This window comes from Microbacterium sp. RURRCA19A (assembly GCF_900156455.1).
Lineage (GTDB): Bacteria > Actinomycetota > Actinomycetes > Actinomycetales > Microbacteriaceae > Microbacterium.
The window spans coordinates 919,132-932,818 of sequence record NZ_FTNQ01000001.1 but is presented as its reverse complement, the minus strand read 5'-3'; the positions used below and the strand labels follow the sequence as shown (position 1 = coordinate 932,818).

Here is a 13,687-nt window from a genome sequence, read left to right as displayed (position 1 = left end):
AGCGGTGACCCGCCGCGGAGCATCCGGTGAACATCGCGAACGTCGGGCCCGGATGCGCGCCGCGCCGCGTCCGCGGGTCCCACCCTGGAGGCGTGAGAGTCGCGCTGCTGGCCGAGTCCTTCCTCCCGCACATGAACGGGGTCACCGGTTCCGTTCTGCACGTCCTCCGCCATCTGGCGGAGGCCGGTCACGAGACGCTCGTGATCGCCCCCAAGTCCGGAGACGTCAGCGCCGACCTGCACGGCGCCCGCGCCGAACTCCTTCGCTCGGTGCCGCTGCCGTCGTACCCCGAGGTGCGCGTCGTGTTCGCGCGCGCCGCGCGCCTCGGTGCGCTGCTGCGGGAGTTCCGCCCCGACGTCGTGCACCTGGCATCCCCGTTCGTCCTCGGCTGGCAGGGACTCGCGGCCGCGGAGGCGCTGGGGATCCCCTCGGTCGCGGTCTACCAGACCGACGTCATCTCCTACGCCCAGAAGTACGGTCTGCCCCAGGCCACGGCTCTGGTCGCCGGACACGTCACGCGACTGCACCGCCGGGCCACGCTCACGCTCGCCCCGTCGTCGGCGTCCACGCGACAGCTCGAGGAGCTCGGCGTGGATCGCATCCGCCGATGGGGGAGGGGAGTGGATGCCGTCCGCTTCGCGCCCGAGCACCGCGACGAGGCCTGGCGCGCCGCGCTGGCGCCCGGCGGCGAGCGCATCGTCGGCTACGTGGGGCGACTCGCCCCCGAGAAGCAGGTCGACGACCTGCGCGCGCTCGCCGACCTGCCGGGGACGCGCCTGGTGATCGTCGGCGACGGCCCCTCGCGTCCGGCCCTGGAGAGGGCGATCCCGGATGCCGTGTTCACGGGACACCTGTCGGGTAACGCGCTCGCGCGGGCGATGGCCGGGTTCGACGTGTTCGTGCATCCCGGCGAGAGCGAGACGTTCGGCCAGACGATCCAGGAGGCCCTGGCCAGCGGTGTCCCGGTGGTCGCCACCGGCGTCGGGGGTCCGCTGGATCTCGTCCGCTCGAGCGTCGACGGGTGGCTGTACAAGCCGGGCGACCTCGACGACCTGCGGGCGCGGGTCGCCGACCTCGTGGGCGACGAGTCGAAACGGCAGGCGTTCGCACGGGCGGCCCGGGATGCCGTCGCCGGGCGCACGTGGGAGGCGCTCACCCGTGAGCTCGTCGGGCACTACCGCGACGCGGCGGCGTTGCGCGCGCGCGATGCCGGGATGCTCGTGCGCGGCGGCGAGCGGCCCGAGGTGCCCGCACCACGCCCCCGAGGGCACTGGACCCGCTACGTCGCGCTCGGCGATTCGCTGACCGAGGGGCTGTGCGACGCGTCGCGGATGCCGTCGGGCCAGTTCCGCGGGTGGGCCGACCGTCTCGCGGAGCTCCTGGCCCACACGAGCGACGCGGGGCCGTTCCGGTACGCCAACCTCGCGGTCCGCAGCCGCCGCGTGCGGCACCTCATCGACGAGCAGATCCCCGCGGCCCTCGCGCTCCGGCCCGACCTCGTCTCGATCCTCATCGGCGCGAACGACCTCGTTGGTCCCGCGCCGGTGATCCCGGCCCTCGCCGCCGAGGTGGAGTCCGCCGTGCGGGCCGTGCGTCGCACCGGCGCGGACGTGCTGCTGGTCACGACGTTCCTTCCCCGGCGGGCGGCTGCGCGGATCTTCGCCCGCCGGTTCGCCGCCTACAACGTCGAGCTGCGCCGGATCGCCCGTACGCACGGCGCGATCCTGCTCGACCTGGAGGCGGTCGCCGAGATCGGCGACCTGTCACTGTGGGCCGATGACCTGGTGCACCTGCGGTCGCGGGGGCACCGGCTCGTGGCGTACCGCGCGGCCGAAGCGCTCGGGGTGCCCGACGCCGGGGAACTGTCCGGCCTCGACGAGGCCCTGCACGCGGACGACGAGGTGCCGCGGGGCGGATGGCTCACGCGTGACGCCCTGCCGTGGGTCTGGCGCCGCATCCGCGGGCGCACCGCCGGCGACGGCATCCTCCCCAAGCACGACGGGTACGTCGAGCTCCCGACGCGCGGCGAGCGTCAGCGCACGTCGTCCTAGGGGTCGCGCCCGCGCTGCGCCCCGGACGCCCGAGCGGCCGCCAATTCACGTGATCCGGCCGAACGTACGCGGTATGGCCGACCAGAAGGAGTGACTTCGGCCGCATCGCGTGATCTGGCGGCTCGGGTGAAGTCAGTACCAGCCCGTGGCCTCGGAGTGCGCCCAAGCGCCGCACGGGGAGCCGTAGACCGAGCGGATGTACGACAGCCCCCAGTCGATCTGGGTCGCGGCGTTCGTGCGCCAGTCCACTCCGGCGGTGACCATCTTCTCCCCGGGGAGGGCCTGCGGGATGCCATAGGCACCGCTCCACGGATTGAGGGCGTCGGCGCGCCAGCCGGACTCCCGGTTCCAGAGCGAGACGAGACACGAGAACTGATCGTCACCCCAGCCGTACGACCCGATGGCGCCACGGGCGTACTCGCGCGCCGCGGAGGGCGACATCGTCGGACCCGCCGGGGCTGTGGTGCTGCCGCTCCCGCCACCGCTGCCGGCGGACGCCCCCGACCCGCTGCTCGCCGAGCCCCCGCTCGACGATCCGCCGGACCCGCTGCTCGTCGCGCCCCCGCCGGACGAGCCGCCGGTCGCCGCAGCGGACTGTGCCGCCAGAGCTGCGGTCTGCTGCGCGAGCCGGGCGGCGCGCTCCTGCGCCGCGGTGGTCTCGCGGATCGCGGCGAGCTGCGCGTACAGCTCGTCGAGCCGTGTGCGGGTCGCAGCGACCGTGGTCGCCTCGGAATCGGCCCGGGTCTGAGCCTCCGCCGCCGTGGTCGCGGCCTCGTTCGCGAGGCGGGCCGCCTCCGCGCGCGCCGCGTCCGCTTGCGTGCGCAGCGACGTCGCGAGGTCCGACGCCGAACGCGCCTCGCTCGCGGTCCGTGCCGTCACGGCCGACACCCGATCCAGGATGCCGAGACGCTCCAGCAGCGAGTCGGGGTCTGCCGCGGTCAGCAGCTGGGCGACGAGAGGACCCCCGGCGGTCGAGCGGTACAGCCGGGACGCGCTCGCACCGGCGCGCGCGGTCGCCGAGGCGAGGGTCGCGTCGGCGTCGGCGCTCCGGGCCGTCAACGTCTGGGCGCGAGCCGCCGTGCTCTCGGCGAGCAGCCGCGCGCGTTCCGCGGCGGCGGACGCGTCGAGGGCACCCCGCGACGCGGACGCCGCGGCAGCCTCGGCGGCATCCAGCTGTGCCTTCAGGTCGGCGACCGCGGGGTCGTCGTCACCGACCGCCGCAGACCGGACGGAGGCGTCCGCGGTCGTGCTCAGAGGTGCGATCGTCAGGACGGCGCACATCAGGGCGCTCGCGAGAGCCATGTGACGTGTGTGACGTCTGAGGCCCATGAGGCGAGGGTACGGCACCCTTCCGGGTCGAACCACCCGGGAAAGTCGGGCCCTGATAGGCTCTCGGAGGATGCCGCCATGGCATCCGCTCAATTACACATGAGCTCACGGAGCAGGCCGGCAGACGCTGGTCCCCTGTGGTGGACTCCCCGTCATGACGCCGGGTGGTCGTCTACTGGTGGCCAGTCGCCGGGATTTCCGGGCCGACGAGTCGGCGCGCCCTTTCTGCCTGTTCCTGCTCCTTCGCATGTCAGCTCGTCGCCCACACGGGGCGCCGAGCCTAAACAAAGAAGGAGGGACCTCTTGGAAGGTCCAGAAATCACCGCCGCTGAGGCCGTTCTCGACAACGGTCGTTTCGGCACCCGTACCGTCCGCTTCGAAACCGGTCGTCTCGCGCAGCAGGCGCAGGGCGCCGTCGCCGCGTACCTCGACGAAGAGACCATGCTGCTCTCGGCCACCAGCGCCGGCAAGCACCCGCGTGAAGGCTTCGACTTCTTCCCGCTGACCGTCGACGTCGAGGAGCGCTCCTACGCCGCCGGCAAGATCCCCGGCTCGTTCTTCCGCCGCGAGGGTCGCCCCTCCACGGAGGCCATCCTCGTGTGCCGTCTCATCGACCGCCCGCTGCGCCCGTCGTTCGTCGACGGCCTCCGCAACGAGGTCCAGATCGTCGTCACCGTGCTCTCGATCGCGCCGGGCGAGTTCTACGACGCCCTCGCCATCAACGCCGCTTCGCTCTCGACCCAGATCTCGGGTCTGCCGTTCTCGGGTCCCATCGCGGGTGTCCGCCTGGCGCTCATCCCGGGTCACGGCGAGCACGCCGACCAGTGGGTCGCCTTCCCGACCGCCCCGCAGCTCGAGGAGGCCGTGTTCGACCTCATCGTGGCCGGCCGCGTCCTGGAGGACGGCGACGTCGCGATCATGATGGTCGAGGCCGAGGCCACCGAAGGCAGCTGGAACCTCATCAAGGGCGGCGCCACCAAGCCGAACGAGCAGGTCGTGGCCGAGGGCCTCGAGGCCTCGAAGCCCTTCATCCGCGAGCTCGTCGCCGCACAGAACGTCGTCGCGAACACCGCGGCCAAGGAGATCCAGCCGTACCCGGTCTTCCCCGCGTACAGCTCCGAGGTCTACGACTTCGTCGCCGGTCGCGCGTACGACGACCTCGTCGGCATCTACCAGATCGCCGACAAGCAGGAGCGCCAGAACGCCGACGACGCCGTCAAGGACCGCGTCAAGGCCGAGCTCATCGCCGCCGTCGAGGCGGGCGAGCTGCCGGCCGGGGCTCCCCTGGAGTTCTCCGGTGCGTACAAGTCGGTCACCAAGAAGATCGTGCGCGGCCGCATCCTCACCGAGGGCGTCCGCATCGACGGCCGCGGCCTGGCCGACATCCGTCCGCTCGACGCCGAGGTGCAGGTCATCCCGCGCGTCCACGGCTCGGCGATCTTCCAGCGCGGCGAGACCCAGATCCTGGGCGTGACCACGCTGAACATGCTCAAGATGGAGCAGCAGATCGACTCGCTGTCGCCGGTCACGAGCAAGCGCTACATGCACCACTACAACTTCCCGCCGTACTCGACCGGTGAGACCGGTCGCGTGGGTTCGCCCAAGCGTCGCGAGATCGGGCACGGCTTCCTCGCCGAGCGCGCCCTCGTCCCGGTGCTGCCGAGCCGCGAGGAGTTCCCCTACGCCATCCGTCAGGTCTCCGAGGCGCTGGGCTCCAACGGCTCGACCTCGATGGGCTCGGTGTGCGCTTCGACCCTGTCGCTGCTGAACGCGGGTGTGCCCCTTCGCGCCCCCGTCGCCGGTATCGCCATGGGTCTGGTCTCGGACGAGGTCGACGGGCAGACGCGCTACGCCGCGCTGACCGACATCCTCGGCGCCGAGGACGCGCTCGGCGACATGGACTTCAAGGTCGCGGGTACGAGCGAGTTCGTCACCGCGATCCAGCTCGACACGAAGCTCGACGGCATCCCGTCGTCGGTGCTCACCGCCGCGCTGCAGCAGGCTCGCGAGGCTCGCCTCACGATCCTGAACGTCCTGAACGCCGCGATCGATGCGCCCGACGAGATGGCGCCCACCGCGCCCCGCGTCATCAGCGTGCAGATCCCGGTCGACAAGATCGGTGAGCTCATCGGCCCCAAGGGCAAGACGATCAACTCTATCCAGGACGAGACCGGCGCCCAGATCTCGATCGAGGACGACGGCACGGTCTACATCGGTGCGACCGACGGCCCCTCGGCCGAGGCCGCCCGCGCCCAGGTCAACGCGATCGCCAACCCCACCAACCCGGAGGTCGGCGAGCAGTTCCTGGGTACGGTCGTGAAGATCGCGACGTTCGGCGCGTTCATCTCGCTGCTTCCCGGCAAGGACGGCCTGCTGCACGTCAGCGAGGTCCGCAAGCTCGCCGGCGGCAAGCGTGTCGAGAACGTCGAGGACGTGCTGTCGGTCGGTCGCAAGATCCTCGTGCGTATCACGAAGATCGACGACCGCGGCAAGCTGTCGCTGGAGCCCGTGCTCGACGAGGCCACCGAGCCCGCCGACACCGAGGGCTCGGCTGCGGCCAGCGAGGGCCCCGAGGCTCCCGCCGAGGGCTGACCCCTCTCCGACGGATGCCCGTCCCGCGTCACGCGGGGCGGGCATCCGTGCATTCCGGCCCGGCCGGCGGCGGTCAGGCGGCCGTCTTCAAGCGTTATGCAATGTTTATCGCCGAGCCGGGCGAATCGGCGGTCGGGCCCTGGTGAGGCCCTACCCTCGAACTACGCGTCGGGGGCGAAGCGGGCGCCGTCGGCGTCCGGTCTCCGGTGCACCGAGGAGTGGCCCATGAGTGGCTCGGGCGTCGACGAGACGGCCACGCCGCCCCTGCGCCGCAACCGGGTGCCTCACCCGTCCGCTCCCGTGACGCTGCAGGGTCCCGGCCTCGGGTCGCACGTGCGCGTGCCCCTCGGCGAGACCGGCTTCGACGTGTTCCCGCTGTTCCTCGGCGGTGGCGAGTTCGGCTGGAACGTCGATGCCCGCGTGAGCCACGAGATCCTCGACACGTATGTCGAGCTCGGCGGCAACGCGATCCACACCGCCGACAGCTACGCGGCGGGACGCAGCGAGTACATCATCGGCTCGTGGATGCGTTCCCGCGGCACGCGCGACGACACCGTGCTTGCGGTGCGCATCGGGCGGCATCCCGACAACCCGGGACTCGGCGCGGTGAACCTCGTCCGCGCCGTCGAGGCGTCGCTCAGCCGTCTCGGCACCGATCGCATCGACGTCCTCTCGCTGGATGCCATTCGCGGCGACACGGCGGTCCTGGAGGACACGCTCGCGACGTGCGAGTGGCTCGTCGAGAGCGGCAAGGTGCGCGCGATCGGCGCGCACGGCTACACGGCCTCGCAGCTGGTGGAGGCGCGGATCCTCTCGTCGGCCGGATACCCGCGGGTGACGGTCCTGGACGTGCCGTACAACGTCATGCGCCGGGACGAGTTCGACGGCGATCTGCGGCTGATCGCCGCGGCGCAGAGCATCGCGGTGACTCCGTCCCACCCGCTCGCGCACGGCTTCCTCGCCGGCGAGACCCGCACCCGCGGTCAGCAGCAGAGTTCGGTCCGCGGCTCGCAGCTCGCGGCTCACCTGAACCGCCGGGGATCGCGGGTGCTGCGCGCGCTCGATGCCGTCGGCGTGGAACTGGGGGTTCCGGATGCCGCGGTCGCGGTGGCCTGGCTCCTCGCTCAGAAGGCGGTCACGGCGCCGATCGTCAACGCGTTCGCTCCGCGGCACGTCGTCGAGTGCATGCGCGCGGTGGGCGTCCGGCTCAGCCGCGCCCAGCTGTCGGACATCGCTCGCGCGGCCGAGTGATCCGCCCCGTGTCGGGGGCGTGACGTAGGCTGGAAGTGTTCTGCGGGGGGCCCGCACACTGACGACGAGGTGAGCTGACGTGACGCATTACATCTACCTGGTGCGCCACGGCGAGCATCAGGATGCCGAGCACGGGCTCACCGACGGACCGCTGTCGCCGCGCGGCCAGCGCCAGGCGGCCCTCCTCGCCGACCGCCTCTCCGGGCTCCCGCTCGACGCCGTGTGGCACTCTCCTCTGGAGCGCGCGGCGCAGACCGCGCGCGCCGTCGCCGAGCGTCTGCCGTCCGTGACGCCCGAGGCATCCGCTCTGCTGTTCGACTGTGTCCCCACGGGCATGACGCCCGAGACGCCGGCGGCGTACGAGCCGTTCTTCGGCAGTGTCACGGAGGCCGAGATCGAGGCGGGGCGCGCGCAGATGGAGGATGCCACGGCCGAATTCCTCGCGCGGAAGACAGGCGAGGTGCATGAGCTGCTCATCACCCACAACTTCGTGATCGCGTGGTTCGTGCGCGAGGTGCTGCAGGCTCCGGACTGGCGCTGGATGACGATCAACCAGGCCTACTGCGGTCTGACCGTGATCGCGCAGAAGAAGGGGCGCCCCTGGACCCTGTTGTCGCACAACGACCTGGCGCACCTGCCGGTGGAACTGCGTACGGGGCTTGTCGACCCGCTCCCGGTCTGAGGTGGCGCCGTCGCGCGGCGGGCCCTACGTACCCGTCGTCGGGTGGCTGGCCCTGGGCGGTACCGTCGCCGGGGCTGTGGTCTGCGGGATCCTCTTCGGCTTCCTGATCCCGCCCGACCGCGGTGAAGAGGGCGTCGTGTGGGTCATGCCGCTGTACGGGGCGTTCGCCGGCTTCGTCGCCGTGCTCCCCGCGATCGTCGGCTTCTGGGCCGGGCTGCTGCTGTGGACGCGCACGCGTACCCGTTCGGTCGCGTCGCGTGCCGCGGTGGCGACGGTGTCGGCCGCCGGGGCGGCCCTGGCGTTCTGGGTGGCCGTCGTCACCGCGACGACCGGTGGCTACGGAGTCGTGCTGGGCCTGATCCTCGGCGGCCTCACCGCGGCGGTCACTGCGGCGATCGTCGGTCCGGCCACCGTCGGCGCGGCGCGCCGGGCTGATCGGGCTGAAGTGGGCCCGGGCAGGTAGAACCGGGCGGGGGTGATCACGCTTCGGTGGCCTTGGCGCGCACCGCGAGAACGAAGCCCTGCCCGTGCTTCTCGACCGAGAGCGGGTCTCGTCGATCGGTCGCGACGATCTGGAAACCCGCGCTCGTCAGAGCCGCAGCGATGTCGTCCGGCTCGTGGAGGACGGCGTGCAGCGACACGTCGTGACCGTAGGCGCGTGGAACGAAGTGATCCCCTGTCCCGGCCTGGAACGCCAGTAGCAAAGGTGCGCCCTGGACGAGTACCCGCGCGGCCTCCTCGGCGATCACGGCGACCTCGGCGTGCGTGCTGTGAATAATCGCGTACCAGCACAGGATGCCGCGCACTCCGGCATCCGGGAACGGCAGGGCCGTCAACGGCGCGACGGCGATGCGCGCGTCGGGTGCGTGTCGGCGGGCATGTGCGACCATCGCGGGGGAGAGGTCGATGCCGGCGAGCGGCGCGAGCCCCAGGCTCGCGAGGTAGGGCAGCACTCGGCCAGTACCGCAGCCTGCGTCCAGGACGGGCGACTCGCCCGCGGGCACCATGCGCCCGAACCGGTAGATGAGTTCGAGGTCCGAAGCTGCTTCGGCCCGAAGATCCGGCAGTACGCACGCGTACGTGTCGGCGACCGTGTCATACAGGCTGCGGGTGGTGTCCGCCACCGAAGGCTCAATCGCGGTGTAGAGGGAGCTGGCGTTCGTCCGCCGCAGCCTGTCGGTGGGCGGAGAGCGCGGAACGCACGGCGGTGTAGATGATGAACCACAGGATCAGACATCCGATCAAGAAGCACCCCGCGGCGATCACCCAGGTCAGGACAGTGGCTTCTTGGAGCGTCATATCCGTACGGTATCGGGCTTCGACGGCGCGTCTGGTCGCAGAGAGACGATCCGGCCAGACGGCGGGCACTCGCGGCGTCGGTTGCCGTCTGCGATCAGGCGTCAACTCCACCGCGTACGACACCTTCGCCCAGATGAAGAGCGAGGATGAGCGCGGCCCGCAATCGCCGTCGCCGTGCACGCTCACCGCACCTCGACGTTGGCGTTGGCGTTGAGGCTGTCGCGTGCGACTCTGGTGACGATCGTCCGCACCGGCGTGCGTGTCGAACTTGGCGCGCGCCCGTGCCTCAACCCGCTGGCGGCTCTCTGACGGGTCAGTGGCGGCCGAGCGGCGGGTTCGTGGCGTGGCGCTGGCGGGAACGACGAAACGAGGATGAGGTCATGACCAAGACACGAATCATCGAACTTCGACAGAACCACGGCTGGACCCAGGAGCGACTGGCGACGGAGAGCGGGGTCGGTCTCCGCACCGTCCAGCGCTTGGAGGCGGGGGAGGACGCGAGCCTGGAGACGCTGTCGCGGGTCGCTGAGGCCCTGCGCGTCCCCGTTCGGGACCTGTTTTCGACGATCGAAGACGATGTCCTGAACTCGCGCGTCGAGTCGCTGGAAGCCCGTGCGGCGGTGCAGCAGGCCGCGCGCGATCGGACCGCGGGGGCATGGCGGTGGATCTACATCGGTGTCGGCGTCATCCTCACGTTGATCAGCTTCACGTTCGCGCAAGGACTCGTCTTGTTCCTGGGGTACTGGGTCGGCGGCACCATGATCTTTCTCGCTGTGCGCCGACTCTTCCTGGAGCCCCATTTGAACGAGAAGTATCCGCTTTCACGGGGCGCGCAATCCCGACGCGCGCGTCGCCGTGCGGCCGTCACGCTGTCGTCGGCAGCCCCGACCGCGAACTCGATGTCAGGCCAGGACCTGACGTGACCGCACCGTCGCGTCGCGGTCGTCAGAAGTTGGCATGTGTGATTCCGAGCTTCGACGCCCCCTCGCGGACTTCGCGAGGGGGCAGCCATACGAAGTCGTAGCGGCCCGCTGGGGTTCCGTCAGGGCTGAGCCCGTCGAGAAAGCGACTCCTCGTCTCGGTCACACTCGTCCAGGGTGGATAGTCCTCCACATTCCTCGCGCGGAAGACGAGCGAGGTGCATGAGCTGCTCATCACCCACAACTTCCTGATCGCGTGGTTCGTGCGCGAAGTCCTGCAGGCTCCGGACTGGCGCTGGATGACGATCAACCGGGCCTACAGCGGTCTGACCGTGATCGCGCAGAAGAAGGGGCGCCCCTGGACGCTGCTCTCGCTCAACGACTTGGCGCACCTGCCGGTGGAACTGCGTACGGGGCTTGTCGACCCGCTTCCTGTCTGACCGCAGGTCGGCGCACACTTTCGTCCTCCGGTAGCCTCCGGTGGTGTGGCGGCATCCTCTCTCGTGACCCTTCGCGGAGCAGTCGAGAGCGACGCCGAGGCGATCTGCGACTTCGGTACTCGCTACGTGGTGGACTTCTACGCCCCGATTCTGGGCGCCGAGGCGGCGCAGTCGCAGGTCGACACGTGGTGGAGCCGCGCGGCAATGCACCCGGCGGTGGTGGCGGGTATCGTGATCATCGCCCTCCGGGACAGGGAGATCGTGGGTGTCGCTCAGGTCGACATCGACCTGACGCCGCCGATGATCTGGAAGCTGTACGTTCATCCCTTGCTCCGCGGATCCGGTGTCGGGCCGCGGCTACTCGACGCGGTCATCGCGCGACTACCTCGGGATGCCGCCTCAGTGGGGATCGAACACTTCACCGCCAACACCCGCGCGGGTGACTTCTACGAGCGGGAAGGGTTCCTCGTCGATCGTGTCGAGGACGCGGCATCCGGTGACCCACGCCTACGGGTCACCTGGCGCGTGAAGACGCTGCGCTGACGTTCACACAGCTTGACGAGGTTCGCTGAGTCCCCCGCGCACTCGGCGTGGCAATATCACGGGCATGGGGAACACAGCGGCGGGATGGTATCCCGACCCAGAGGGATCGGGTCAGCTTCGATGGTGGACAGGGGACGCCTGGACGGGGGCGCTGTTACCGCCCTCCGCGCCGGCCGCCCCGGCCCAGAAGAACAGCGGCATCGGCTGCGGGCTATTTGGTTGTCTTGGACTGCTGGTTGCGGTGGCCGTGGTTGCCGTCGTGATCGGCATGGGCGCCGCCAACGTGCGCTCCACTACTAATGCCGCGAGCGGCTCGACAGCCGTGGAGCCTGGTGCGGGGCAGTCCCTTCCCCAGACAGTTGCGCAGGTGCAGGACGAGACCCAGAAGGCGGCGGGCTGGTCAGTCATCGAGTCGGGCTCGCTGTACGGCAAGTTTGCAGCAAAGGGCGACTACACATGCGCCTATGGGAAGTGCAGCAACTACTTGGTGCTGACCATGAAGGGATGCCCAACGGCGCTCTACGTCGAAGGAAGCACGTTGTCGGGTGGAACTGTTGTGGGCATGGCAAATGACCTTCTGTCCGGGGTGCGAGCAGGAGAAACGGCCGCCGCGAATCTTCAGATCCTCGAAGACAGCGCCGACTCTGTTCGCATCTCGAAGGTGGAGTGCTATTGACTGGTGCGGCGAGGCCGCCCCGCGGCTAGCTCACCGGTTCGGTCGGACCTGCGCAGTCCGGTGTCACCCCAGCATCTTTCCGTACCACCTCGTCGCGTTCGCGTTGTCGTTGTACGCCGGGATCGCCTGGAACCCCGAACGTGCGTACAGGCCGCCCGCTGCGTCGAGCGTGTGGTGGGTGTCGAGCACGAGCTCGGCGGCGCCGCGCTCGCGCGCCCGGCGCTCGAGATCGTCGAGGATCACGCGCCCCCAGCCGCGCCCTCGGCCCGTGGAGCGCACGAACAGGTGTTTGACCTCGTCGCGCGGGCCGTGCGGTCCGTCGTCGATGCGCCGGATGCCGCCGCATCCCGACGGGCGACCCTCGTCGTCGTCGAGCACGACGAAGACGCCGGCCGGTTCGACGAACGTCGCCGGTGACGGGAAGACCGTGCGGTAGCCACCGCCGGGGAAGATCGAGGCGCGCAGTGCGAAGTACTCCTCGAGCAGCGCGTGCGCGTCGGGGGCGTCGACGGGGGAGAGACGAATCGAGACCACGCTCCGATGCTAGGCGAGGCGCGAACCGGCGCGTCCCCCCGCATGCCGGCCCGCCGGTGACGCCGCCGCATAGGCTGGCACCATGACCACACGCGTTGCCATCGTGGGCGGAACCGGGAAACTCGGCGGAGTGATCCGCGAGGTCGTCGAGACCGGGGAGGGGTACGAGGTCGCGGCCGTGCTCGGCTCACGATCCGATCTCGCCGAACTCGACGGCGCCGACCTGGTCATCGACGCCTCCACTCCCGCGGTGTCGATCGACGTGGTGCGCGCGGCCATCGAGCGCGGGATCAACGTACTCGTGGGCACATCGGGGTGGTCGAACGAGCGGATCGCCCTCGTGCGCCCCCTGGTGGATGCCAGCGGCACCGGGGCCGTGTTCATCCCCAACTTCTCGCTCGGTTCCGTGGTCGGCAGCGCCCTGGCCGCGGCGGCCGCGCCCTTCTTCCCGTCGATCGAGATCGTCGAGGCGCACCGCGAGACCAAGGTGGACTCGCCCAGCGGCACCGCCGTCCGGACGGCCGAGCTCATCGCCGCCGCCCGCGAGAAGGTCGGCCCGGTGCAGTCGCCCCACGTGGACCAGCGCGCACGGGGTCAGCAGGTCGCCTCGGTGCCGATCCATTCGCTGCGGCGACCGGGTGTCGTCGCGCGGCAGGAGACCGTCCTGTCGGGCGCGGGGGAGTCGCTCACCATCGTCCACGACACCATCGACCCCGCCACGGCGTACGCCCCCGGCATCCGCATCGCGCTGGCCGCGGCGCGCGACGCGCGCGGCGTGATCGTGGGGCTCGACAGCTTCATCGACATCGGTGTCCGCACACGCCCCGTCCGCTCGGAGGCGCCGATCGCCGACGACGACGTGTCGGGGCAGGTCGCGAGCGTCACCAGCGCATGAGGACGCGTATCGCCGTCGCGATCATGACGGTCCTCCTGCTGCTCTACATCGTGCTCGCGGGGCAGCGCGCTCTCGTGCTGCTCGGCAGCGGAGACGGCGTGGGCATCGCGATGGGCGTGGCCCTGATCGTGCTGCCGATCATCGCGCTCTGGGCCATCGGGCGGGAGCTCTGGTTCGGGGTGCGTGCACAGCGACTCGGCGAGATCCTGGATGCCGAGGGCGCCCTGCCGGACGAAGAGCTCGACGTGCGCCCGAGCGGCCGGGCGACGCGCGCCGACGCGGATGCGCTCTTCCCGGGCTATCGTGCCGACGTGGAGGCGCATCCGGCCGACTGGCGCGCCTGGTACCGCCTCGGCCTGGCGTACGACGCCTCCGGCGACCGGCGCCGGGCGCGGGAGGCTGTGCGCCGGGCGATCTCCCTCCAGGCGGCCGACGGACGCGCCGGCTGACACGACGGCCGGCGTGAGTCGCGCGG

14 protein-coding genes and 1 pseudogene are annotated in these 13,687 nt (G+C 70.8%); 11 read left to right on the top strand and 4 right to left on the bottom strand.

The window, feature by feature from the left end:
* The first annotated feature begins 92 nt into the window (after positions 1-92).
* Positions 93-2,051 (top strand): glycosyltransferase, encoded by a 1,959-nt coding sequence (locus tag BW982_RS04555; protein ID WP_076490854.1) that lies wholly within the window; start codon positions 93-95, stop codon positions 2,049-2,051.
* A gap of 132 nt (positions 2,052-2,183) precedes the next feature.
* On the opposite strand, the gene BW982_RS18105 is transcribed toward BW982_RS04555, so the two are convergent.
* A complete protein-coding gene (locus BW982_RS18105) occupies positions 2,184-3,353 on the bottom strand; it encodes an aggregation-promoting factor C-terminal-like domain-containing protein (RefSeq protein ID WP_076490853.1) in 1,170 nt (389 codons plus the stop codon).
* A 330-nt stretch (positions 3,354-3,683) separates the two neighbouring features.
* On the opposite strand from BW982_RS18105, the gene BW982_RS04545 reads away from it, so the two are divergent.
* From BW982_RS04545 to BW982_RS04530, 4 genes are all read left to right on the top strand, one after another.
* A complete protein-coding gene (locus BW982_RS04545; protein WP_076490852.1) occupies positions 3,684-5,972 on the top strand; it encodes a polyribonucleotide nucleotidyltransferase in 2,289 nt (762 codons plus the stop codon).
* Positions 5,973-6,197: 225 nt separating this feature from the next.
* Positions 6,198-7,223 carry an aldo/keto reductase gene (locus BW982_RS04540; RefSeq protein ID WP_076490851.1) on the top strand — a complete coding sequence of 342 codons (1,026 nt, stop codon included), beginning with the start codon at positions 6,198-6,200 and terminating at the stop codon, positions 7,221-7,223.
* A gap of 79 nt (positions 7,224-7,302) precedes the next feature.
* A complete protein-coding gene (locus BW982_RS04535) occupies positions 7,303-7,905 on the top strand; it encodes a histidine phosphatase family protein (RefSeq protein ID WP_076490850.1) in 603 nt (200 codons plus the stop codon).
* A gap of 1 nt (position 7,906) precedes the next feature.
* Positions 7,907-8,368 (top strand): hypothetical protein, encoded by a 462-nt coding sequence (locus BW982_RS04530; protein ID WP_076490849.1) that lies wholly within the window; start codon positions 7,907-7,909, stop codon positions 8,366-8,368.
* Positions 8,369-8,384: 16 nt separating this feature from the next.
* On the opposite strand, the gene BW982_RS04525 is transcribed toward BW982_RS04530, so the two are convergent.
* Together BW982_RS04525 and BW982_RS17655 are read right to left on the bottom strand one after the other, a co-directional pair.
* Positions 8,385-9,029 carry a class I SAM-dependent DNA methyltransferase gene (locus tag BW982_RS04525; RefSeq protein ID WP_083696504.1) on the bottom strand — a complete coding sequence of 215 codons (645 nt, stop codon included), beginning with the start codon at positions 9,027-9,029 and terminating at the stop codon, positions 8,385-8,387.
* Between the two features lie 7 nt (positions 9,030-9,036).
* Positions 9,037-9,204 (bottom strand): LITAF-like zinc ribbon domain-containing protein, encoded by a 168-nt coding sequence (locus tag BW982_RS17655; protein ID WP_139327311.1) that lies wholly within the window; start codon positions 9,202-9,204, stop codon positions 9,037-9,039.
* A gap of 380 nt (positions 9,205-9,584) precedes the next feature.
* Here BW982_RS17655 and BW982_RS04520 point away from each other — a divergent pair, with 380 nt between their 5' ends.
* From BW982_RS04520 to BW982_RS04505, 4 genes and pseudogenes are all read left to right on the top strand, one after another.
* Positions 9,585-10,127, top strand: a complete 543-nt coding sequence (locus BW982_RS04520) for a helix-turn-helix domain-containing protein (protein ID WP_076490847.1) — start codon at positions 9,585-9,587, stop codon at positions 10,125-10,127.
* A 191-nt stretch (positions 10,128-10,318) separates the two neighbouring features.
* Positions 10,319-10,564: pseudogene (locus BW982_RS04515) on the top strand (histidine phosphatase family protein); the annotation flags it as partial.
* Positions 10,565-10,609: 45 nt separating this feature from the next.
* Positions 10,610-11,107, top strand: coding sequence for a GNAT family N-acetyltransferase (locus BW982_RS04510; protein WP_217693662.1), 498 nt, complete (start codon positions 10,610-10,612; stop codon positions 11,105-11,107).
* Between the two features lie 64 nt (positions 11,108-11,171).
* Positions 11,172-11,783 (top strand): DUF2510 domain-containing protein, encoded by a 612-nt coding sequence (locus BW982_RS04505; protein WP_076490846.1) that lies wholly within the window; start codon positions 11,172-11,174, stop codon positions 11,781-11,783.
* A gap of 63 nt (positions 11,784-11,846) precedes the next feature.
* Here the strand turns inward: BW982_RS04505 and BW982_RS04500 are convergent, their stop codons facing one another.
* Positions 11,847-12,317 (bottom strand): GNAT family N-acetyltransferase, encoded by a 471-nt coding sequence (locus tag BW982_RS04500; RefSeq protein WP_076490845.1) that lies wholly within the window; start codon positions 12,315-12,317, stop codon positions 11,847-11,849.
* Between the two features lie 82 nt (positions 12,318-12,399).
* On the opposite strand from BW982_RS04500, the gene dapB reads away from it, so the two are divergent.
* Both dapB and BW982_RS04490 read left to right on the top strand, forming a co-directional pair.
* Positions 12,400-13,212: a 4-hydroxy-tetrahydrodipicolinate reductase gene (gene dapB, locus BW982_RS04495; RefSeq protein WP_076490844.1), complete on the top strand. Its 813-nt coding sequence runs from the start codon at positions 12,400-12,402 to the stop codon at positions 13,210-13,212.
* Positions 13,209-13,661, top strand: a complete 453-nt coding sequence (locus BW982_RS04490) for a hypothetical protein (RefSeq protein ID WP_076490843.1) — start codon at positions 13,209-13,211, stop codon at positions 13,659-13,661. The genes dapB and BW982_RS04490 overlap by 4 nt, the downstream gene beginning before the upstream one ends.
* Positions 13,662-13,687 lie beyond the last annotated feature (26 nt).